Annotated in this window: 22 protein-coding genes; 20 read left to right on the plus strand and 2 right to left on the minus strand. The window is 72.2% G+C overall.

Annotated elements, in window-relative coordinates; all coding sequences use genetic code 11:
- Window positions 1-26: 26 nt before the first annotated feature.
- Window positions 27-1,547 carry a hypothetical protein gene (locus H537_RS0110115; protein ID WP_051242323.1) on the minus strand — a complete coding sequence of 507 codons (1,521 nt, stop codon included), beginning with the start codon at window positions 1,545-1,547 and terminating at the stop codon, window positions 27-29.
- A 695-nt stretch (window positions 1,548-2,242) separates the two neighbouring features.
- Between H537_RS0110115 and H537_RS0110120 the strand changes: the two genes are divergently transcribed.
- The 20 genes from H537_RS0110120 (at window position 2,243) to H537_RS0110215 (ending at window position 18,840) form a co-directional block, all read left to right on the plus strand.
- On the plus strand, window positions 2,243-3,910 hold the full coding sequence (locus H537_RS0110120; RefSeq protein WP_156901591.1) for a sensor histidine kinase: 1,668 nt from the start codon (window positions 2,243-2,245) through the stop codon (window positions 3,908-3,910).
- Window positions 3,911-3,915: 5 nt separating this feature from the next.
- Window positions 3,916-4,650, plus strand: a complete 735-nt coding sequence (locus tag H537_RS42185; RefSeq protein ID WP_043458516.1) for a response regulator transcription factor — start codon at window positions 3,916-3,918, stop codon at window positions 4,648-4,650.
- Between the two features lie 187 nt (window positions 4,651-4,837).
- Window positions 4,838-5,308 (plus strand): response regulator, encoded by a 471-nt coding sequence (locus H537_RS49045; protein ID WP_084150574.1) that lies wholly within the window; start codon window positions 4,838-4,840, stop codon window positions 5,306-5,308.
- A 223-nt stretch (window positions 5,309-5,531) separates the two neighbouring features.
- The gene (locus H537_RS50825) at window positions 5,532-5,708 is read left to right on the plus strand and encodes a Flp family type IVb pilin (RefSeq protein ID WP_084150575.1); all 177 of its coding nucleotides are present in this window, start codon (window positions 5,532-5,534) and stop codon (window positions 5,706-5,708) included.
- A 114-nt stretch (window positions 5,709-5,822) separates the two neighbouring features.
- Entirely contained in the window at window positions 5,823-5,999 is a 177-nt protein-coding gene (locus H537_RS50315) for a Flp family type IVb pilin (RefSeq protein ID WP_064735942.1), read from the plus strand.
- 144 nt (window positions 6,000-6,143) lie between these two features.
- Window positions 6,144-6,320: a Flp family type IVb pilin gene (locus tag H537_RS50830; RefSeq protein WP_084150576.1), complete on the plus strand. Its 177-nt coding sequence runs from the start codon at window positions 6,144-6,146 to the stop codon at window positions 6,318-6,320.
- A 53-nt stretch (window positions 6,321-6,373) separates the two neighbouring features.
- The gene (locus tag H537_RS0110150; RefSeq protein WP_043458511.1) at window positions 6,374-6,934 is read left to right on the plus strand and encodes an A24 family peptidase; all 561 of its coding nucleotides are present in this window, start codon (window positions 6,374-6,376) and stop codon (window positions 6,932-6,934) included.
- Between the two features lie 23 nt (window positions 6,935-6,957).
- Window positions 6,958-8,259, plus strand: a complete 1,302-nt coding sequence (locus tag H537_RS0110155) for a DUF8689 domain-containing protein (RefSeq protein ID WP_028997827.1) — start codon at window positions 6,958-6,960, stop codon at window positions 8,257-8,259.
- Between the two features lie 44 nt (window positions 8,260-8,303).
- On the plus strand, window positions 8,304-9,179 hold the full coding sequence (gene cpaB / locus H537_RS0110160) for a Flp pilus assembly protein CpaB (RefSeq protein ID WP_211234987.1): 876 nt from the start codon (window positions 8,304-8,306) through the stop codon (window positions 9,177-9,179).
- Window positions 9,180-9,199: 20 nt separating this feature from the next.
- On the plus strand, window positions 9,200-10,957 hold the full coding sequence (locus tag H537_RS0110165) for a type II and III secretion system protein family protein (RefSeq protein ID WP_238446646.1): 1,758 nt from the start codon (window positions 9,200-9,202) through the stop codon (window positions 10,955-10,957).
- A gap of 12 nt (window positions 10,958-10,969) precedes the next feature.
- Complete coding sequence (locus tag H537_RS42195; protein WP_051242327.1) at window positions 10,970-11,242, plus strand: hypothetical protein; 273 nt, start codon at window positions 10,970-10,972, stop codon at window positions 11,240-11,242.
- A 15-nt stretch (window positions 11,243-11,257) separates the two neighbouring features.
- Entirely contained in the window at window positions 11,258-11,803 is a 546-nt protein-coding gene (locus H537_RS0110175; protein WP_028997830.1) for a pilus assembly protein TadG-related protein, read from the plus strand.
- An 11-nt stretch (window positions 11,804-11,814) separates the two neighbouring features.
- Complete coding sequence (locus H537_RS0110180) at window positions 11,815-12,309, plus strand: TadE/TadG family type IV pilus assembly protein (RefSeq protein ID WP_028997831.1); 495 nt, start codon at window positions 11,815-11,817, stop codon at window positions 12,307-12,309.
- The gene (locus H537_RS0110185) at window positions 12,306-12,746 is read left to right on the plus strand and encodes a TadE/TadG family type IV pilus assembly protein (RefSeq protein WP_028997832.1); all 441 of its coding nucleotides are present in this window, start codon (window positions 12,306-12,308) and stop codon (window positions 12,744-12,746) included. The genes H537_RS0110180 and H537_RS0110185 overlap by 4 nt, the downstream gene beginning before the upstream one ends.
- Window positions 12,747-12,768: 22 nt before the next feature.
- Entirely contained in the window at window positions 12,769-13,941 is a 1,173-nt protein-coding gene (locus H537_RS42200) for a CpaE/TadZ family protein (protein WP_051242331.1), read from the plus strand.
- Window positions 13,942-13,952: 11 nt separating this feature from the next.
- Complete coding sequence (locus tag H537_RS0110195; protein WP_028997833.1) at window positions 13,953-15,314, plus strand: TadA family conjugal transfer-associated ATPase; 1,362 nt, start codon at window positions 13,953-13,955, stop codon at window positions 15,312-15,314.
- A 7-nt stretch (window positions 15,315-15,321) separates the two neighbouring features.
- Window positions 15,322-16,296 (plus strand): type II secretion system F family protein, encoded by a 975-nt coding sequence (locus tag H537_RS0110200; RefSeq protein WP_028997834.1) that lies wholly within the window; start codon window positions 15,322-15,324, stop codon window positions 16,294-16,296.
- Window positions 16,297-16,308: 12 nt separating this feature from the next.
- Window positions 16,309-17,259 carry a type II secretion system F family protein gene (locus H537_RS0110205; RefSeq protein ID WP_028997835.1) on the plus strand — a complete coding sequence of 317 codons (951 nt, stop codon included), beginning with the start codon at window positions 16,309-16,311 and terminating at the stop codon, window positions 17,257-17,259.
- Window positions 17,260-17,263: 4 nt separating this feature from the next.
- Complete coding sequence (locus H537_RS0110210) at window positions 17,264-18,394, plus strand: LytR C-terminal domain-containing protein (RefSeq protein ID WP_028997836.1); 1,131 nt, start codon at window positions 17,264-17,266, stop codon at window positions 18,392-18,394.
- Between the two features lie 59 nt (window positions 18,395-18,453).
- Entirely contained in the window at window positions 18,454-18,840 is a 387-nt protein-coding gene (locus H537_RS0110215; RefSeq protein ID WP_028997837.1) for a COG4315 family predicted lipoprotein, read from the plus strand.
- Between the two features lie 62 nt (window positions 18,841-18,902).
- Here H537_RS0110215 and H537_RS42205 read toward each other — a convergent pair whose 3' ends face one another.
- Window positions 18,903-20,198 carry an extracellular catalytic domain type 1 short-chain-length polyhydroxyalkanoate depolymerase gene (locus H537_RS42205; protein ID WP_043458512.1) on the minus strand — a complete coding sequence of 432 codons (1,296 nt, stop codon included), beginning with the start codon at window positions 20,196-20,198 and terminating at the stop codon, window positions 18,903-18,905.
- Window positions 20,199-20,215 lie beyond the last annotated feature (17 nt).

Genomic DNA, 20,215 nt, shown 5'->3' on the forward strand with positions numbered 1-20,215 from the left:
CCTCCCCTGGCGCGTTGGCTGTGGGTTCAGGGCCGGCGCGCGCCGGCGCACACGTGCACCACCGCGTCGTCGTCGGCATACACGCGGCGCCAGCCCGGCAGCTCGTCCAGCAGCGCCACGGCCGGCGTGCCGGGCAGCAGCAGCGACCAGCCGAAGCCATGGCGTTCCAGGAACGCCAGGAAGCCGCGGCGGTCCTTCAGCTGCATGGCGTCGATCGTGTCCTGCAGGAAGCGGTCGCCGTACATGTCGGCGCGGCCGTCGATGTGCACCGGAATGCCGCGGTAGATCAGGTAGCCGCCGAAGCCGTAGTCGTTGAACACCGGCCCCTGCGCGCCCGCGGCCAGCGCCGCCTCCACCGCGCGCTGCGGCGTGATGGACGCCTCGGGCCGCGGCTCGCGCGCCGGCAGCACGCCCGCAACCAGCAGCGCCACGACGCACAGGCCCGCCACACGGGCGCCCCAGCGCGAGGGCTGCGCCAGCGCGCGGAACCAGCGGTCCAGCGCAGCGGCGTCGGACGCGCCCGAAGTCGCGGCCTTCAGGCCGCGCGCCAGCGGCACCGCCAGCAGCAGCGGCGACACCATGCCCAGCAGCGCGATGTTGCGCTGGTGCTTGAGCGCCAGGTACACCAGGCCCACCAGCAGCAGCAGGCGCACCCAGGGCAGGCGCACACACCCCGACAGGCCCAGGCCCAGCATCAGCAGCAACCAGACCAGGAAGGGCTGCAGCAGGTGGAAATTGGGCGACTGCCACTCGCCGATCGCCGCCAGCGCCACCTTCAGCGACATGACGTGCAGCGTGAACTCGACGGCTTCCACGCCGAAGGGCGTGAGCAGCGCGGCCAGCGCCGACAGCGCGACGAAAGCCGCCCAGCGCAGGGCCAGCTGCCGGCGCTGGCCCTGCGGCTGCGCCAGCACTGCGTCCAACGCCAGGGCCGCGCCCAGTGCCAGCCCGATCGTGAAGCTGCCATGCAGGTTGGCCCACAGCAGCATCACGCCCAGCAGCCACCAGGGCGGGCCGCGGCGCGCCTCGCCCGCGTTCACCAGCGTCGCCACCCACAGCATCAGCAGCGGCCAGGCCAACACGTGCGGCCGCGCCAGCACATGCGACAGCGACATCGCCGCCGCCAGCGCGACGAGGAGCAGCGCATGCACGGGCTCCATGCGCCGCATCAGGAAGCGCGTGAGCAGCGCCAGCGTCAGTGCCAGCGCCGTGGCGGTCAGGGTTACCAGGCCGGCCCAGCCCGCCGCGCCGTGCACCGCCTGCATCACGACCTCCGCCAGCCACTCGTGCGCCGTCCACGGCGCTCCGGGCATCGAATGCGAGAAGGGGTCGCTGTGCGGCACCGTGCCGTGCTCGGCGATCCAGCGGCCGGCGGCGATGTGCCAGTACGTGTCCCCGTCGCCCAGGATCTTGTTCACGGGCAACTGCACCAGCAAGCCGAAGAAGGTTGCGAGCACCACCAACAGCGGCCAGGACAGGCCCAGCGTTCGCGGCGCTGCGGGCGCCGGCAGCGCGGCAGGGGACGAGGGATGAGGCACGGATTCCATGGCGCAGGCGACGCGTTGACCGAGGTGCAGCCCACTCTAGAAGTGGGCCGGCAGGGCGTCGAGAGCGCTTGCGCGCCCGCCCGGACGCGGCCTCGGCCGCAGCCATGACAAAGCTCCCGGTCGACCCAGGACGCCCTGCGGGGCCCGCCGCGCAGGGCCAAGGCCTGGCCCGGCACGTCCAGCGGCGGGCTGCGCGACGCTGGCCACCCTCTTCTCTCCTCGCACCACGGCTTGGCGGGCCTGTGACCGCGCAAGTGCCACCTTGGTCAAGAGCCGGAAACGGAAAGGGGCCAGCGAGCGGCTTTTATGGCGAAACTCGTATGTCAACCCGTGTTCGCGGGGGGAGGATTTTCCTGGCCTTCAGGATGCAAATACTCCTCACTCAAAGCCCTTTGAACAACAGCTACGAGAGCGCACTCGATGCTTTCAGGCCTTTTTGCCGGCATGCGCCGGGGTTACATAACCTAAACACAACATAGTCAGAACATTTCCATGTAATTCTTTCCGTTACGTGACGTTCCAGCGGCAACAACGGCCATGTCGACCGGAATGGCGGTGTCTGGGGCACCACAAGGTTTTGCTGCGCTGCAATAGACAATCAATCGTGAGGTATGTCTCAATATGAATCCAGGGAGTGCCCTGGGTTACATATGGAGCGGAAGCCGCCCCAAACCCCAGGCGGAAAAGAGGGAGCCATGTCGAGCGCCGAGGCGGAGTTAGTGCCGTCGTCTGCAGTCACTGAAGCCCGCGAGCCATCGCCGCGCATGCCGCCGCGGTCTCGGCGCGCGCTGCTCCGCCACGTGGCGGGCACGCGTGCGCTGCTGGCGCTGAGCGCCGGGCTCACGCTGCTGCCGGCCGTACCCGATCTGCCCACGACGCTGCTGCTGCTGGCCTATGCGGCCGTCGCGGCGCTGCTGCTGGTGGTGGCGCTGCGCGACCGGCCGGCGGCACATTGGCGGCTGTGGCTGTGGCTGGATGCATTCGTGCTGCTGCTGGCGAGCCGGCTGCTGGCGCCGCCCATCGCGGCGCTCATGGTGCTGCCCGTGGTGGCGATGGCATTGCTGTCCGGGCTGCGCGCGGCCCTGGTACTGGCGCTGGCTGGAGCCGTCGGCCTGTGGCTGGTGGCGCAGGGCGAAGGCAGCCCGATGGCACTGGCAGTGCCGCTGCTGCTGCTGACCCTGGGGCCGGCCGTGGCGCTGCTGGCGCGGCCCGGCTCGGCGCTGCGCGAGCGCCAGCGCGTGGTGGCTGCCTTCACGGAGCAGGCCGATCCGCGCCACGGCCTGCGGCGCCAGGTGCAGGTGCTGCTGGACCTGCTGGGCACGCACTTCGGACTGGAACGGGCGCTGCTGGACCTGCCCGGCCCCGCGCCGCGCGTGTTCTGCTGGGAGCCCGCGGCGGCCGGCGTGCGCGTGCTGGAGGACGAGGCGCTGCAGCGCTGGCGCGCGCAGCGCGCGGTGCTGCCGGCCAACCAGGGCTGCGTGGTCAGCGCCGAGCCGCTGGTGTCGGTGCGCGCCTTCGACCTGGCCAGCGGCGCGCCCGGCGCGGCGCTGCACCCTGGCGCGTGCCGCGTGCTGCTGGAGGCCGGCGCGCAGGGCCTGTGGATGCCGCTGCACAGTTACGGACGCACCCAGGGGCAGCTGTGCCTGCTGCGCCGCGAGCCCGCCTTCACCGCCGCCGAGCTGCGCTGGGTGCACGCGCTCATGCGCGAGCTGCTGCCGCTGCTGGAGCGCGCTGACCTGCTGGAGCAGCTGCAGGACGAGACCACCGCGCGCGAGCGCGAGCGCATCGGGCGCGACCTGCACGACAGCGCGGTGCAGCCCTACCTGGGCCTCAAATATGGGCTGGAGGCGGTGGCGCGCATGGCCGGCGAGGACAACCCGGTGCGCCCGCAGCTCGTGCAGCTGGTGCAGATGACCAACGACGAGCTGCAGGCCCTGCGCGACATGGTCAGCGGGCTGCGCCGCGGGCAGGACCCGGGCGGCGCCAGCGCCGGCGCGCTGGCGGCGCTGCAGCGCCAGGCGCAGCGCTTCGAGTCGCTGTACGGGCTCAAGGTCGAGGTGCAGCTGCCCGAGGAGGCCCCGCCGGTGCGCGGCAGCCTGGCCAAGGCGCTGCTGCACCTGTTCAACGAGGCACTGACCAACGTGCGCCGCCACACGCAGGCCACCGCGGTGATGGTGCAGTTCGACGTGCAGCCGCAGCAGCTGTGCATGCGCGTGCGCAACAACCGCGCGGGGTCCGCACCGGCCCTGCCCTTCACGCCGCGCTCGCTCAGCGAGCGAGCCCAGGAGTTCGGCGGCCACGTGGCGGTCAACCAGCCGCCGGGCTGCACCGAGGTGGCGATCACGCTGCCATTGACAGGATGATCCGCATGACTGCTTCAGAAGCCACCCGCACGATCCGCGTCCTGCTCACCGACGACCATGCCCTGGTGCTGTGGGGCCTGCGCCAGCTCATCGACAGCGCGCAGCCGCGCATGGCCGTCATCGGCACCGCCACCAGCGCCCGCGAGCTGATGGAGCACCCCGCGCTGCGCGACACCGACCTGGTGCTGCTGGACCTGGGGCTGCCCGATGGCGACCCGGTGGAGTGCATCCGCCGGCTCACGGCCTCGGGCCTCAAGGTGCTGGTGCTCACGGGCAACCTCAACGTGGCGCAGCACATGGAGGCGGTCAAGGCCGGCGCGCGCGGCGTGGTGCTCAAGTCGCACTCCACCGAGCTGCTGCTGCGCGCCATCGACCGCGTGCATGCCGGCGAGGTGTGGGTGGAGCGTGCGCTCATGGCACAGCTGCTGGGCAGCATCACCGGCGGTGCCGGCACGGCCGGCGCGCCGGCAGCGGCGTCGGCGCCGCAGGACGAGAAGTCCCAGCGCATCGCCTCGCTCACGCCCAAGGAGCGCCAGGTGGTGCAGGCGCTGGTGCAACACCGCGGCGCCAAGAGCCTGGTGGTGGCCGAGACGCTGGCCATGAGCGAGCACACCCTGCGCAACCATCTCACCGTCATCTACAGCAAGCTCAACGTGCATGGCCGGCTGGAGCTCTACGCCTACGCGCTGGAGCACGGGCTGGCACCACAGGCCGCGCCCGCGGACATGAACCTCGGCTGAGCCCGCAGCCGGCCCTGCGCCAGAACACGGCCGGCATCGCTGCGTCCGCAGCGCTCCCGTCACGCCCGAACCATGACAAAGCTCCGTCCCATTTCGGGCGGCTTGCCCCTGTCTGCGGCGGCACTGAAGCCTTAGGGTGCGCAGAGAAGGCATGTCAGGGGGGCATGCCTGAGGACGGGAGCTTTCCATGCCCCTTCACAGCCCCGCCAGAGTCTTGGTGGTGGATGACCAGCCCAGCATCCGTACCGGCCTGAGGCTGCTGATCGATTCCGAACATCCGCGCCTGCACAGCGTCGGTGCGGCGGCCAACTGCGCCGAGGCATTGGCCCTGGTGCGCCGGCTGCAGCCGGACCTCGTGCTGCTGGACGTGGACCTGGACGGCGAGGACGGCCTGTCGCTCGTGCCGAGGCTGCAGCGCGAGTCCAGCTGCCGCGTGGTGGTGTTCACCAGCATGCTCAGCACGCCGGTGCGCCAGCGCGCGCTGCAGCTCGGCGTGCACGACTGCCTGGCCAAGACCACGCCGGCGCGCGAGCTGCTGGCCTGCCTGGTGGCGGCATGCCCACCAGACAGGGGAGTCGAAATGTCCTGCCCGCCCGGGAGAGAAAGCCCGGTCCATCCAGGCAAGTTCTCCGATGGCGGCGGGCCCGGCCTTGAATAGATTCGTTTCCATGGCAACGCGAAACACCCCTGCGCCGCAACGTCCGGCAGCCCCCTGCACCGGACCGGTGGCGGCAAGGGCAACGGCCTTGCAGGCCGGCTCGCGTGAGCCTACGCGTGGCGGCCGCCGTGCTTGCGCGGCAGCGGCCACGACAGCCTTCCAGCCCCCGCGGGCTGGAGATCAAGCCGGTGACGGCATGTCCTGCAACTGAAGAGGAAACACCATGGAACTGGTCCGCAGCATCGAGAACTTCGTCCGCGAGGAAGACGGCGTCACGGCCATCGAGTACGCGCTGATCGCCTCGCTCATCGCCCTCATCGCCATCACCGGCATGGGCCTCCTGGGCAACCAGCTGAACCTGATGTTCCAGCACATCAAGAACCAGCTCAAGATTTCCTGACGCCAGCGGGATGCCCACCAGGGCCCCGAAGCGCCGCAGGGGCACCTGCCCTGCGGCGCTTCGGGCCCTCGGGAAATGACGTTTCGAACAAGTACACAAGCTCAGGGAAACAACATGGAACTGGTTCGCAGCATCGAGGGCTTCCTTGGCGAGGAAGACGGCGTCACGGCCATCGAGTACGCCTTGATCGCCTCGCTCATCGCGCTCATCGCCATCACCGGGATGGGCCTCCTGGGCAACCAGCTGAACCTGATGTTCCAGCACATCAAGAACCAGCTGGCGATCTCCTGACGCGCCAACACCCTTTGAGCAGTCGAGGGCTTCGGCGATGTCTCCATCCACTCCCGTGGCGCACCGGACGGCACAGCGCCGTCCGCCGTGCCGCCGCAGCCAGGATCACCGCTCCGGCAGCGGAGCTTTCAGCAGGACAGCAACATGAAGCAGCTCATGCGCGTTGAGTCGTTCGCTCGTGAGGAAGACGGCGTGACGGTCGTCGAGTACGCCTTCATCGCCCTGCTGGTCGCGCTGGCCATCCTGGTCGGCATCACGGAGGTGGGACAGGAGCTCGCCACCATCTTCGACAAGTTCCACGGCTACTTCAGGACGTCCTGAACGAGGCCATCCCGTATTCCGATGAGCCCTCAACCTTCAGACCGAGTCGTGCCATGAGCCTGGAACTGCTGTCCTTGTGCATCGTATCGGGCCTGCTGCTGGCGGCCAGCATCAGCGACCTGCGCACCCGGCGCGTTCCCAACGCGCTGGTGCTGTACGGGGCGGTGCTGGGACTGGCCTTCAACGCGCTGGCGCCCGCGGACGTGGGCCTGCTGCCGGGCCGCGACCCGGGCGTGCTGGCGGCACTGCTGGGAGGGCTCACGGGCTTGGCGCTGTTCCTGCCCCTGTACGTGCTGCGCCTGATGGGCGCCGGCGACGTCAAGCTGCTGGCGATGGCGGGCATGTGGCTGGGCGCCCAGGGCGTGGCGCATGCCGCGCTGTGGAGCCTGGCCGCCGGCGGCGTGCTGGCGCTGACGGTGACGCTGGCGGGCCCCAGGGGCACGCTGCGCCAGGTGGGCATGAACGTGCTGCGCATGGGCCGCGCGACGCTGGTGCGCAGCTGCACGGCCGGGATGCTGGTGCAGGCCCCGGTACAGACCACCGGGCGGCTGCCCTATGCGGTGGCCATCGCCACCGGCACCGCCTTTGAAATGGTTCGGTTGTTGTCAGCTTGAAGGCACTCATGGAGGAGTCCCACATGCCTGTCGACGCGAAGTTCCCCCCCGCCGCTGCGCCCGTGGCCTTGCCCACGGCGCCCGTGACGGCCCAGGACACCGGGCTGCCCGCGCTGCTGCTGTGCGAGCTCGCGCTCAAGTCCATGCACCAGCACGGGCTCTGCAGGCTGTGCGACATCGCGGACCACCTGCGCCTGGCGCCGATGCTGGTGGAGTCGCTGATGGGCCAGCTGCGCCGCGAGTCGCTGGTGGAGGTGCGCCTGCGCGGCGCGCTGGACGGCGACGTGAGCTACCAGCTCACCCAGGCCGGCCGCGCGCGCGCCGCCGAGGCGCTGGCGCGCAACCTCTACAGCGGCGCCGCGCCGGTGCCGCTGCCGGCCTACGTGGAGCGGGTGCAGGCGCAAAGCGTCGCCGACATGAAGCTCACGCGCGAGCGCTTCGAGCAGGCCATGGCCTCGGTGGTGATGCAGCCGCAGGTGCGCGAGCAACTGGGCGCGGCCATGAACTCGCGCCGCGCCAAGCTGCTGTACGGCCCGCCCGGCGCGGGCAAGACCTTCCTGTGCGAGCGCATGGCCGCGCTGCTGCAGGGCGCGGTGGCCGTGCCCTACGCGGTGGAGGTGCACGGCGAGATCATCCACGTGTTCGATCCGCTGGTGCACCGGCCGCTGCCCCAGGGCGCGGCCGAGGCCCAGGGGCGCTTCGACCGGCGCTGGGTGCTGTGCGAGCGCCCCGTGGTGGTCACCGGCGGCGAGCTCACGCTGGAGATGCTGGACCTGGTGTTCGACGCGCGCGCGGGCTTCTACCACGCGCCGCCGCATTTCAAGGCCAACAACGGGCTGCTGCTGGTGGACGACCTGGGGCGCCAGCTCGTCACGCCGCGCCAGCTGCTCAACCGCTGGATCGTGCCCATGGAGCAGCAGCACGACCACCTGATGCTGCGCAACGGCATCAAGTTCCGCGTGCCCTTCGACACGCTGCTGTTCTTCTCGACCAACCTGCGCCCGGACGAGCTCGGCGACGAGGCCTTCCTGCGGCGCATCGGCTACAAGATCTTCGTCGGCCCGCTGCAGGCCGAGGACTACCGCCACGTGCTGCGCCAGAGCTGCGAGCACTTCGGCGTGCCCTACGACGACGCGGCCGTCGAGCGGCTGCTGCACGAGATGCACCAGCGCGAGGGCCGGCCCCTGCTGCCCTGCTACGCGCGCGACCTGGTGGGCCAGATCGCGGAATTCGCCACCTACAACGGGCTCAAGCCCGAGCTCAGCCCGCGGCTGATGAAGTGGGCCTGGCGCAACTACTTTGCCAATGAAGCGGCCTGGGCCTGAGCAGGGTCCCGTCCGCACGCACGACCGCACACAGGAGGCATGACATGGGCGGCAACAGGCGAGGACTCACGATGCTGGCGGTGGCGCTGCTGGCCGGGTTGATGGCGGCGGTGTTTGCCGCGCGCTGGCTCAACGCGCAGTCCGGCAGCACGGGGCGCATCGCCGTGGCGGCTGTGGACGTGGAGATCGGCGCCAAGATCGGCCCCGAGGCGGTGAAGATGGTGGACTGGCCGCGCGGCAACGAGCCCCCGGGCGCCTTCGACGACCCGGCCAAGGTGCAGGGACGCGTGGCGCGCACGGCGCTCACGCGCGGCGAGCCGGTGCTGGAGGCCAAGCTCGCGCCCGCGGGCACCAAGGGCGGGCTCTCGGCGGTGGTGGTCGAGGGCAAGCGCGCCATGACCGTGCGCGTCAACGACGTCATCGGCGTGGCCGGCTTCGCGCTGCCGGGCAACTACGTGGACATCATGGTCAACACGAGCAACCCCGGCAGCGAGGGCCGCGACGCGCAGGACAAGGCCATCAGCAAGATCGTGCTGGAGCGCATCCTGGTGCTGGCGGTGGCGCAGGAGGCCAACCGCGACGACACCAAGCCCAAGGTCGTCAACGCCGTGACGCTGGAGGTCACGCCCGAGGAGGCCGAGAAGCTGGACCTGGCGCGCAGCGTGGGCACCTTGTCGCTGGTGCTGCGCAACCAGGTCGATCCGCAGCCCAGCGGCACCGGCGGCGCCACCAAGGACTCGCTGCTGCAGGCCGTCTCCACCGCCGCCCCGGCGCCGGCCCCCGCGGCGCGCCCGCTACCTGTCCCCGCCGCGCGCCCGCGTGCGCCGGCCCCCGCGCCGGTCCAGGCCCAGGCTCCCGCCCCGGCCCGCCAGTGCGTGGAAGTCATCCGCGGCACCAGCCGCACCACGGAGTGCTTCTGATGTACATGCAGGACCGCCCCATGCGCATGCCCCGCCTTGCACGCCTGCCCGGCCCGGGCCGCAGTACCGTGCTGGCGGCGGCCCTGGCGGCTGCGCTGGCGGCGGACGCCCCCGCGGCACACGCCGCGCCGGCCGCTGCACCCCCTGCGGCGGCGCAGTGCACGCGCGTGGAGATCGCGCCGCCCGTGCACGTGAGCGCGGGCAAGTCCACCGTGATCCGGCCCGCCAGCCCGATCCGGCGCATCCTGCTGGGCAACGCCGAGGGCTCGCGCGCCGTGGCGCCGCGGCCGGCTGCGCCCGCGTCGGCGGCGGCCCCGGGCGCGGCCGCGGTGGGCGAGGAGCCGCAGCTGCGCCCGGGCGTGGCCGACATCGACGTGCTGCTGCTGGGCCCCACCGAGGTGTACGTGCTGGGCAAGGCGCTGGGCACGACCAACGTGGTGCTGCTGGAGCAGTCGGGGCGCTGCACGGCGGTGGACGTGATCGTGAGCATGGACACGGGCGCGCTGCAGGCGTTGCTGGCGCAACTGATGCCGCAGGAGAAGGAGGTGCGCGTGAGCGTGGCCTACGACTCCATCGTGCTGGCCGGCACCGTCAGCGACAGCGCCGCGCTGGCGCACGTGCTGGAGATCACCAACGCCTACGTGCGCGGCGCGGCCGTGGGCGGCGGCGGCAGCAGCGGCTCCAACGTGGCGGGCATCAACCCGCGCATCGTCAACATGCTCGCCGTGGGCGCGCCGCAGCAGGTGATGCTGGAGGTCAAGGTGGCGGAGGTGTCCAAGTCGCTGATGGACCAGTTCGGCATCGACTTCTCGCGTGCCTACGCCAGCGCCGATGGCTCGATGATCCGCTTCCTCTCGGGCATCTTCGGCGGCAGCAACGGCGCGATGGGCCAGCTCTCGGGCACCGGCGGCGCGGGCACGCCGTTGAGCTCGGTGGGCACGGTCATCGGCGGCAGCATTCCCGCGGCCATCGGCGTTGCCGGCAACGTGACGCAGGGCCTGTCCACGGTCAACGGCCAGGTCGTTCCCAACTACACGACCGGCTACGGCACCGTGCCGGCGCGCAACGTCACCAACCTCAGCATCAACGCGCAGAAGACCGACGGGCTGGTCAAGATCCTGGCCGAACCCACCGTGATGGCCATCAGCGGCCAGAAGGGCAACTTCCTGGCCGGCGGCAAGATCTTCATCCCGGTGGCGGTGGACAACGGCAGCAACGGCCGCACCATCACGCTGGAGGAGAAGGAGTTCGGCGTCTCGGTGAACTTCCTGCCCACGGTGCTGGGCGGCGGGCGCGTCAACCTGGAGGTGGCCACCGAGGTCTCGGAGCTCAACCGCGAGGGCGTGGGGCTCACGGTGCCGGGCACCAGCGGGCTGGCGGTGCTGCCGGCCTTCACCTCGCGCCGGGCCAAGACCACGGTGCAGCTGGCCGACGGCCAGAGCTTCGCCATCGGCGGGCTGATCAAGAACAACTTCACCACCAACCTGCGCGCCTTCCCCGTGCTGGGAGAGCTGCCGGTGATCGGGGCGCTGTTTCGCAGCACCTCGTTCCAGAACGACAAGTCGGAGCTGCTGTTCGTGATCACGCCGCGCCTGGTCAAGCCGCTGCCCGCGGGCTTTGCGCTGCCCACCGACAACGTCGCGCCGCCCAGCCGCGCGCAGCTGCACCTGATGGGGCGCATGGAAGGCACGCCACCGTCCGCCGAGGCAGCCGAAGCGGCCGAGGCACCCGCGCCCACGCCGGCCCCCGCGGGCGCCGGCGGCTTCCAGGTCAAGTAGGAGGAGAACGCCATGAAGACGATGTCCCTGTCCATGGCCGCGGCGCTGCTGGCGCTGGGCGGCTGCGCCGCCACCACCCCGCAGTGGGAGGCCCGCTTCGGCGACAGCGTGCGCCAAGCCCGGGCGCAGCAGCTGGTGGACCCGGCGGCCGCCGGCCATTCGCCGCGGCCCGAGGGCCTGGACGGCAAGGCCGCCGCGGCCAACATGCGCGACTACGCCGACTACTACGACTACGTGGAGCGCGGGCCCAAGTCGGAAGGGCGCAACCGCATCAACCCGCGCTGAAGCTGGAGCACGCGCATGCGCCGCCGCTGCCGCCGCACACCGCCGCGCCGCCACGCGCAGCAGGGCGTGGTGGTGGTCATGTTCGCGCTGTCGCTGGTGCTGCTCATGGGCTTCGCCGGGCTGGCGCTGGACGGCGCGCGGCTCTACGTCAACAAGACCGAGCTGCAGAACGCGGCTGACGCGTGCGCGCTGGCGGCGGCGCAGGAGCTGGCGTCCGGCGGGGCGAACTTCGTGCTCGCCCACGACGCCGGCATGCTCGCGGCCACGCGCAACTTCAGTGATTTCCAGCGCACGGCCGTGCCACAGCAGAGCGTGACGATCGAGTTCGCCGCCACGGCCACCAGCGCCGCCGTCTGGAGGCAGCTCGGCGCGGCACAGGCCACGGACCTGGTGGCGCGCTGCACGGTGGCGCCGTCAGCGCTGACACTGTGGTTCATGCCCGTGCTGGGCATTGCCGACGCCGCGGTGGGCGCGGTGGCCGCCGCCACGCGCGACATCTCGGGCAACAACTGCGCGCCGGGCCCCGGCCTGTGCGCAGACGTGGCCAGCTTGGTGCAATGAGGAGCCGCGCCGTGAATCCCCGTCCCGCCGCTCCGCGCCGCCCGGCACCGCGCCGTGGCCAGCAGGGCCTGGCCCTCGTGGAGCTGGCGCTGGTGCTCATGCCGCTGATGCTGCTGCTGGCCGCCACGGCCGACCTGGGGCGGGCCTTCTACACCTTCAACACCCTGGCGCAGGCCGCCCGCGGCGCGGCACGCTACCTGGCGCTGGTCGATGCGTCCGACGCGAACCGGCGCAACGAGGCGCGCAACCTGGTGCTGTACGGCAACACCGAGGGCAGCGGCTCGAAGCTGGTGGCGGACCTGGACCCGGACGACGTCGAGATCTGCGCGCCCAAGGTGGCGTCCTGCGCGGCCACCCATGCCGGCCAGCCCACCGCCGGCGTCGGCACGGTGGACCTGGTGTCGGTGCGCATCAGCGGCTACGCCTACACCTCGGTGTTCAGCGTGCTGCTGCCCGCCACGCTGGGCTTCAGCGACATCCGCGTGACGATGAGGGCCCGGCCATGAGGCGCCTCCCGGCACGGCGCCAGCGCGGCGCGATGGCGGTGGATTTCGCCCTGACCGTGTCCGTGCTGCTCATGGCGCTCATCGGCGCCATGGAGGTGGGACGGCTGCTGTGGACCTGGAACGCCGCCGCCGAGGCCACGCGGCTGGGCGCGCGGCTGGCGGCCGTGTGCACCCGCGACGACGCCGACATCAAGACGCGCATGCGCGAGCGGCTGCCCGCGCTGACCAACGACCAGATCGTGCTCGACTACATCAACCCCGGCGGCGTGGGCGCGTGCAACGACACCAACTGCCGCCTGGTGCACGTGGAGCTGCAGGGCTTCCGCCACGAGCTGCTGGTGCCGCTGCCCACGGCGCTGGGGAGCATCGAGATCCCGGCCAGCGTCACGCTGCCGCGCGAGGTCTTCAACAGCGCCAACCAGCCGGCGTGCTCTTGACCCCCTTTCCTCAGGACCCGCCATGAGAATCAAGCTCATCTCCCCCGACGCCCAGCGCGCCGAGCAGCTTGCCCGGCTGCTGGCCGAGGCCGACCCGAGCCTGGAAGTGCAGTGCGGCATCGCGCCGCCGCAGGCGCTGGCGCAGTCGCTGCAGGGCAGCCGGGCCGCGATGGTGCTGGTGGACGGCGTGGAGGCGCCGGCGCTGCCGGCCATCGCCCGCTTCACGGCCGAGCATCCGCAGGTCGAGACGCTGGTGCTCTCGGCCGACCAGTCGCCCGGCTTCCTGCTGCAGGCCATGCAGGCCGGCGTGCGCGAGGTGCTGCCCGGCAGCGCCGATGCCGCGGCGCTGCGCGCGGCGGTGCAGCGCGCGGCGCGCCGCCATGCCCCGCCGGTGCAGCGCAACGGCCAGGTGGCGGCCTTCATCGGCTGCCGCGGCGGCAACGGCACCAGCGTGCTGGCGGCCAACCTGGCCAGCCGCCTCGCGGCCAGCGGCACGCGGCGCGTGGCGCTGATCGACCTGGACCTGCACGGCGGCAACGCGCTGCTGCTGCTGAGCAGCCAGAACGCGGCCAGCGACGTGGCGGAGGTGGCGCGCAACGTGCAGCGGCTGGACGCGGAGCTGCTGCGCTCGGCCATGGTGCCGCTCACCGAGACGCTGCACGTGCTGCCCGCGCCCGAGGACATCGCACAAGCGCTGGAGGTCAAGGCCGAGCACGTGCAGGCCATCGTGCGCCAGGCGCGGCAGATGTTCGACGTGGTGGTGCTGGACCTGGGCGCGCGCATCGACGCGCTGAGCCTGCCCGCGCTGGACCAGGCCACGCAGGTGTTCCCGGTGCTGCAGCTGTACCTGCCGCAGCTGCGCGACGCGCGGCGCATGCGCGCCACGCTGCAGTCGCTGGAGGTGCCGCAGAGCAAGCTGTGCTGGATCGTCAACCGCTTCCACAAGCACAGCGAGCTGCCGCTGCAGTCGCTGACGCAGGTGCTGGGCGGCGACCCGGTGCACACCATCCCCAACCACCACGCCAGCGTGAGCGCGGCGGTGAACCAGGGCCAGCCGCTGGCGGCCAACAGTCCCGTGGCGCGCGCGCTCGACGAGCTGGCACCGCGGCTGGCGCCGCCCCAGGCCCAGCAGGCGCAGTCACCCGCCGCGCCGCGCCGCGAAGGCTGGTTCTCGCAGCTCTTCGCCCGGGCCTGAAGGAGAACGCCATGAACCTGCGCCAGCAACTCGTGACCCAGCCCGGCGGCGGCGATGGCGGCGCCGCCTCGTCCGCGCCCGAGGCCGCCGAGCGCGACCTGCACGCCTACCAGCGCATGAAGTCGCGGGTGCACCAGCGGCTGCTGGAGCGGCTGGACCTGCATGCGCTCGAAGGCATGGCCCCGGAGCGGCTGCGCCAGGAGCTGGGCGGGCTGGTGGAGCGGCTGCTGGGGGAGGAGAACCTGGTGCTCAACGCCGCCGAGCGCCGAACGCTCGTGCGCGACATCCAGGACGAGATGGTGGGCCTGGGGCCGCTGGAGCCGCTGCTGGCCGACGCCACCGTCTCCGACATCCTGATCAACGGCCCGCGCCAGGTGTGGGTGGAGCGCCGCGGCAAGCTCAACCTGACCGACGTGGTGTTCGCCGACGACGACCACCTGATGAAGATCGTGGACAAGATCGTCTCGCGCGTGGGACGGCGCGTGGACGAGTCCTGCCCCATGGCCGACGCGCGGCTGCCCGACGGCTCGCGCGTGAACGTCATCATCCCGCCGCTGGCGCTGGACGGGGCGCAGGTGTCGATCCGGCGCTTCGCGGTGGTGCCGCTGGGCATGAACGAGCTGGTCGAGAACCGCTCGCTCACGCCGGGCATGGGGCAGCTGCTGCAAGCGCTGGCGCGCGCGCGGATCAACCTGCTGGTGTCCGGCGGCACGGGCAGCGGCAAGACCACGCTGCTCAACATCCTCTCGGGCTACATCGACGAGGGCGAGCGCATCGTCACCATCGAGGACGCAGCCGAGCTGCAGCTGCGCCAGACGCACGTGGTGCGGCTGGAGACGCGCCCGCCCAACATCGAGGGCCGCGGCGAGATCACGCAGCGCGAGCTGCTGCGAAACGCGCTGCGCATGCGCCCGGACCGCATCATCCTGGGCGAGGTGCGCGGCGCCGAGGCGCTGGACATGCTGCAGGCGATGAACACGGGCCACGAGGGCTCGATGACCACCGTGCACGCCAACACGCCGCGCGACGCGCTGGCGCGGCTGGAGAACATGCTGGCCATGGGGGGCTTCAACGCGCCCACGCGCGTGGCGCGGGCGCAGATCGCCTCGGCCATCGGCGTGGTGGTGCAGACCAACCGCCTCAGCGACGGGCAGCGCAAGCTCACCAGCATCGCCGAGGTCACCGGCATGGAAGGCGAGATGATCACGATGCAGGAGATCTTCACCTTCAAGCAGACCGGCGTGCGCGAGGACGGCGGCGTCAAGGGCCACTTCCAGGCTTGCGGCGTGCGCCCGCGCTTCATGGAGCAGCTCAAGGCGCGCGGGCTGGCGCTGCCCGAGGGGCTGTTCGAGCCCGGCGTGCGCTGGGAGTGAGGCGGCCATGGACGCGAGCTACCTGCTCTTCGGCGTGCTGCTGTTCGTGGCCGTCGTGCTGGGCCTGGAAGGCCTGTACCAGCTGTGGAGCTCGCGCCACAGCGGCGAGGCCAAGCGCCTGGCGGCGCGGCTGCGCTACCTCGAAGGCACGCCGGCATCGGACCCCGAGGCGCAGGCGCGGCGCCAGGCCGAGCAGCGCTGGAAGTGGATCGAGACGGAGCTGCTGGCGCCGCTGTCGGTGGGCCAGCGGCTGCTGGGCTACGTGCGCAGCGCCGGCACCGGGCAAAGCGCAGGCGAGCTGCTGCTGCTGAGCGGGCTGCTGGCCGGCGCGGGGACGCTGGCGGCGCTGCTGCTGGGCGGGCCTGCGCCGGCGGTGGGCGGCGCGGGCGTGCTGGGCATGGCCGCGCCGTGGCTGTGGCTGTCGCAGCGGCGTGCGCAGCGCCTGCGCCGCCTGGAGCAGCAGCTGCCGCTGGCGCTGGACCTCATGGGGCGCGCGCTGCGCGCGGGCCACGCGCTGCCCACGGCGCTGCGGATGGTGGGCGAGGAGGCCTCGGACCCGATCGCGCGCGAGTTCCGCCAGCTCAGCGAGGAGCTCAACTTCGGCATGGGGCTGTCCGAGGCGCTGACGCGGCTGGCGCAGCGCGTGCCGCTGGAGGATGCGCGCTACTTCATCATCGCCGTGCTGATCCAGCGCGAGACCGGCGGCAACCTCGCGGAGCTGCTGGACAACATCGCGGCCATCGTGCGCGCGCGGCTCAAGCTGCTGGGGCAGGTGCGCACGCTCTCGGCCGAGGGGCGGATGTCGGCGTGGATCCTGGGCCTGCTGCCCTTCGTGATGGGCTTCCTGCTGAACATGCTCAACCCGAAGTTCATGCAGGTGCTGTGGACCGACCCGGCCGGCGTGCAGTTGGTGAGCGTGGCGCTGGGCGTCATGGCGCTGGGCGTGGCGTGGATGCGCAAGATCATCCGCATCCGGATCTGAGGGAGGGTGGACATGAGTACGGCGGAGCTGGGGATCCTGGGTCTGGTGTTCGTGGCCTCGGTGGCCCTGGTGCTGCTGCTGGGACAGCTCACCACCCGCGGCGCCACCAAGGAGCGCACGCGGCGCCTGGTGGCGGGCGACACGGGCGGGGACGCGGCGGCGCCCCGGCGGCGGCCCTGGGTCGAGCTGCTGGCGCGCGGCACGCAGCCGCTGGCGCGCTTCGCCGAGTCCGACACCGGCGCGCAGTCCTCGGCGCTGCGCCGGCGGCTGCTGCACGCGGGGCTGCGCCATTCGCAGGCGCTCACGGCCTACCTGGGCACCAAGACGCTGCTGGCGCTGGCGCTGCCGCTGCTGGTGTTCCTGGCGCAACTGTTGACGCCGCAGCCGCTGCAGGGCCAATCACTGCTGCTGGCGATGCTGCTGGCCGCGGCGCTGGGCTACTACCTGCCCAACGTGGTGCTGTCGCGGATGGTGGCCCTGCGCCAGCGCGAGATCTTCGAGAGCTTCCCCGACGCGCTGGACCTCATCACGGTGTGCGTGGAAGCCGGGCTGGGCGTGGAGGCGGCGCTGGGACGCGTGGCCGAGGACGTGCAGCACCGCAGCCGCGTGCTCAGCACCGAGCTGCAGCTCGTGGGGCTGGAGCTGCGCGCGGGCGCGCCGCGCGAGCACGCGCTGCACAACCTGGCGCTGCGCACCGGCGTGGAAGAGGTGGACAGCTTCGTGGCCATGCTCATCCAGGCCGAGCGCTTCGGCACCAGCATCGCGCAGGCGCTGCGCGTGCACGCGGACATGCTGCGCACGCGGCGGCGCCAGCGCGCGGAGGAGGAGGCGGCCAAGATCACGCTCAAGCTGCTGCTGCCGCTGATCTTCTGCATCTTCCCGGCGCTGCTGCTGGTGCTGCTGGGGCCGGCGGCGATCAGCATCCACCGCATACTGCTGCCGGCACTGAGCGCGGGAAACTGAACCCATGTTGAACACGCAACCTCTTGCGGCCCCTACCACCTGGTGCGCGGCGCTGCTGCTGGCGCTGGGCGGCTGCGCCACCCGCACCGAAAGCCTGCCCTGGCGCATCGAGCCGGTGCAGACGGTGACGCACGGGCTGGGGGGATCGGCCGAGGGCTACTACGTGGTGGGCCGCCAGATCGAGCTGGGCTCGCGCGACTGGCTGCGCGCCGCCGACGCCTACCGCCAGGCGCTCAAGCTCGACCCCGGCCACGTGGATGCGCGCAACGCGCTGGCCGTGGCGCTGGCGCGGCTGGGGCTGATGCCCGACGCGGAGGCGCAGCTGCGCATGGCGCTGCAGGCCGCGCCGCAGCGCGCCGACCTGCACAGCAACCTGGGCTACCTGCTGCTGCTCGCCGGGCGGTCCAAGGAAGCGCAAGAGGCACTGCACGCCGCGCTGGCGCTGAACCCGCGCGACGGCGTGGCGCAGGCCAATCTCGAACTCGCTCAGGGACGCGTTGCGGCGTCCACCGTGCCCGGCTCCGGGACGGTGGACGCCGCAGCGACTGCCAGGGAGGCAGCGGCGACGAAGTCGGCTGCGGTGGAGGTCCCGTCCGCCGCAGCACCAACACAGGAAGCCCCGGCCCCCGCGGCAGCGCTGCGGGTGCTCGACGGCGCCACGCTGGCGCCGCTGGCCACAGCGGCGCCCACGCCCGGCCTCGCGCCTGCGGCGCCTATGGCCGCCCCGGCCCTGGACGGCGCAGGCGCGGCCCGGCCGCCTGCCGTCACCACGACGAGCCCGCAGGAGGCGGCGGCGCCCTCCCCGTCCGCGCCGCCGGGCGCGTTCACGCTGGAGCTGAGCAACGGCATGGGCCGCCGCGGCGCGGCGGTGGCGCTGCGCCAGCAGTTCCAGCAGCAGGGCTTCAAGGTGCACTACACGAGCAACCAGCCGCCCTACCGGCAGCCCTACACCGTGGTGCTGTACCGGCCGGGCCAGGAGGCCGCCGCGCGGCAGGTCTCGCGCGCGCTGCCGCTGTCGGCACCGCTGCAGACCGACGCCGGCCAGCGTGCGGGCGTGCGCGTGCTCATCGGGCGCGACTGGCCGGCGGAGGCCGCCGGCGTGCGCGTGGCCGCGGCCGGCGGCACCACGGAATAAAGCGGCGGCGCCGCGCGTACACGGCCTGTCCCGTTCACCACAGGAGAGGACCGATGAGGATGAAGACCACGACCCTGGCCGCGCTCGCGCTGGCCGCCCTGCTGCAGGCCTGCGGCTCGATGGGCGGCGGCGGCACTGCCGCTCCGGCCAAGGCGGCCGACGGCGCGCTGGTGGGCCCCAGCGGCATGACGCTCTACACCTTCGACCGCGATCCGGCCGGCGGAGCCAAGAGCGCGTGCAACGGCCCCTGCGCCGCCAACTGGCCGCCGCTGATGGCCGCCGCCGATGCCCGCGACCAGGGCGACTGGAGCGTGATCACGCGCGACGACGGCGCCAAGCAGTGGGCCTACAAGGGCAAGCCGCTGTACTACTGGGCCAAGGACACCAAGCCCGGCGACCGCACCGGCGACGGCTTCAACCAGGTCTGGCACACCGCCAAGCCTTGAGCTGAAGGGCGGGTGCGCGGCCCGCCGGGGGTGGCGGGCCGCGCTTTTTTGCCGCCCGGCGCTCAGCTGCCGCAGCCCGCCGGCCGCGCCGTCTGCCAGCGCGCGGGCTGCACCTGGTACAGCCGCACGCTGGACCAGCTGTCCCAGGCGAAGCCGATGTCCTGGGCATCCGCGGTGGCCAGGGCGCGCAGGTTGAAGTAGCCGCCCGCCACCGCCCGCACCGCCGCGATGTGCGCCATGGGCGAGGCCGCGGTGCCGCTGCAGTCCACCTCGGAAGGCGGCGGCGGCGGGGGCGGCGGAGGCGGGGGCGTCGTTCCACCGTCGGCGCGCGCATGGCGGGCGAAGAAGCTCCACACGATGTCCGGATAGCTCGGCCCTTGGCGCAGCGACCAGTTGCCGTCCAGGCCCTGCTCGCCGCCGATCCAGTAGTGGCCGTGGTCGGTGTCGCCGGTGCTGGGCGTGACGGTGGGGCCGCTGTAGAAGATGGTTTCCACCAGCGAGCGGCTGCCCGGCTGGCCGTCCACCGTGTAGCGCGCATGGCGGCAACCGTAATCGCTGCCGAACACGGGGCTGCAGGCCTTTTCCTCGGCCAGCGCCTCGGCCGGGGTGTCGTGCGCTGCGTCGCCGTTGAGCTTCAGCTGCGCGTCGCGCAGGCGCTCGCCGGCCTGGGCCAGCACGGTGCAGTCGCCGCGGTTCTGCAACACCATCAGCGGGATGGCGTAGGGGCTGTCGCGCTCGGCGCGCATGTCGCTCACCAGCCGGTCCACGCTGTGGAAGGTGGCCGAGCCGGGGCAGCCGGAGAAGGAGACCGAGGCCGCGTCCTCGCCGTAGCCCAGGCCGGCGGCGCTGGCGGCGGCGGCCCAGTACTCGTTGTGCGCCACCGAGGCCACCACCGTCATCGCGCCGCCCGAGGACAGCCCGGTGATGAAGCGGCGCTGGGGATCGATGGTCCAGCGCTGCTCCACCGCCAGGCCGATCTGGCGCAGGTCCTCCACCTCGCCGCGGCCCTGATGGCGGTGCTGGTCCAGCCAGAAGCCCCAGCAGTTGGTGTTGCGCAGCCCGTCGTAGCGGGTGATGAAGGGCGTCACCAGCACGAAGCCGTAGCGGTCGGCCGCCGCGCGCAGGCCCCAGTCCTGCAGCACGCTCTGTTCGGTCTGCTGGCAGCCGTGCAGCGCCATGACCATGGGCGCCGGGCCCGCAAGGCCATCGGGCACGTACACCTGCACCCGGCGCAGCTGCGAGCCGGCGTAGCTTTGTGGACCGACATCGAAGCTGCTGGTGGTGCCCGCCAGGGCCGTGCCACCCGCCAGCGCCAGGACCACCGCGGCGAGCCGGTGCCTGCCTTTGATCTGTCGCATGCCTTGTCTCCTGTGCT

It is taken from the genome of Azohydromonas australica DSM 1124 (assembly GCF_000430725.1).
GTDB lineage: Bacteria > Pseudomonadota > Gammaproteobacteria > Burkholderiales > Burkholderiaceae_C > Azohydromonas > Azohydromonas australica.

Coding starts and splice junctions, on each gene's coding strand:
- H537_RS42200 (WP_051242331.1), top strand. CDS start 12,769: ATGAGAATCAAGCTCATCTCCCCCGACGCCCAGCGCGCCGAGCAGCTT.
- H537_RS42205 (WP_043458512.1), bottom strand. CDS start 20,198: ATGCGACAGATCAAAGGCAGGCACCGGCTCGCCGCGGTGGTCCTGGCG.
- H537_RS0110195 (WP_028997833.1), top strand. CDS start 13,953: ATGAACCTGCGCCAGCAACTCGTGACCCAGCCCGGCGGCGGCGATGGC.
- H537_RS0110150 (WP_043458511.1), top strand. CDS start 6,374: ATGAGCCTGGAACTGCTGTCCTTGTGCATCGTATCGGGCCTGCTGCTG.
- cpaB (WP_211234987.1), top strand. CDS start 8,304: ATGGGCGGCAACAGGCGAGGACTCACGATGCTGGCGGTGGCGCTGCTG.
- H537_RS0110155 (WP_028997827.1), top strand. CDS start 6,958: ATGCCTGTCGACGCGAAGTTCCCCCCCGCCGCTGCGCCCGTGGCCTTG.
- H537_RS0110215 (WP_028997837.1), top strand. CDS start 18,454: ATGAAGACCACGACCCTGGCCGCGCTCGCGCTGGCCGCCCTGCTGCAG.
- H537_RS50315 (WP_064735942.1), top strand. CDS start 5,823: ATGGAACTGGTTCGCAGCATCGAGGGCTTCCTTGGCGAGGAAGACGGC.
- H537_RS0110115 (WP_051242323.1), bottom strand. CDS start 1,547: ATGGAATCCGTGCCTCATCCCTCGTCCCCTGCCGCGCTGCCGGCGCCC.
- H537_RS0110205 (WP_028997835.1), top strand. CDS start 16,309: ATGAGTACGGCGGAGCTGGGGATCCTGGGTCTGGTGTTCGTGGCCTCG.
- H537_RS0110200 (WP_028997834.1), top strand. CDS start 15,322: ATGGACGCGAGCTACCTGCTCTTCGGCGTGCTGCTGTTCGTGGCCGTC.
- H537_RS42185 (WP_043458516.1), top strand. CDS start 3,916: ATGACTGCTTCAGAAGCCACCCGCACGATCCGCGTCCTGCTCACCGAC.
- H537_RS42195 (WP_051242327.1), top strand. CDS start 10,970: ATGAAGACGATGTCCCTGTCCATGGCCGCGGCGCTGCTGGCGCTGGGC.
- H537_RS0110120 (WP_156901591.1), top strand. CDS start 2,243: ATGTCGAGCGCCGAGGCGGAGTTAGTGCCGTCGTCTGCAGTCACTGAA.
- H537_RS0110210 (WP_028997836.1), top strand. CDS start 17,264: ATGTTGAACACGCAACCTCTTGCGGCCCCTACCACCTGGTGCGCGGCG.
- H537_RS0110165 (WP_238446646.1), top strand. CDS start 9,200: ATGCGCATGCCCCGCCTTGCACGCCTGCCCGGCCCGGGCCGCAGTACC.
- H537_RS0110175 (WP_028997830.1), top strand. CDS start 11,258: ATGCGCCGCCGCTGCCGCCGCACACCGCCGCGCCGCCACGCGCAGCAG.
- H537_RS50830 (WP_084150576.1), top strand. CDS start 6,144: ATGAAGCAGCTCATGCGCGTTGAGTCGTTCGCTCGTGAGGAAGACGGC.
- H537_RS49045 (WP_084150574.1), top strand. CDS start 4,838: ATGCCCCTTCACAGCCCCGCCAGAGTCTTGGTGGTGGATGACCAGCCC.
- H537_RS0110185 (WP_028997832.1), top strand. CDS start 12,306: ATGAGGCGCCTCCCGGCACGGCGCCAGCGCGGCGCGATGGCGGTGGAT.
- H537_RS50825 (WP_084150575.1), top strand. CDS start 5,532: ATGGAACTGGTCCGCAGCATCGAGAACTTCGTCCGCGAGGAAGACGGC.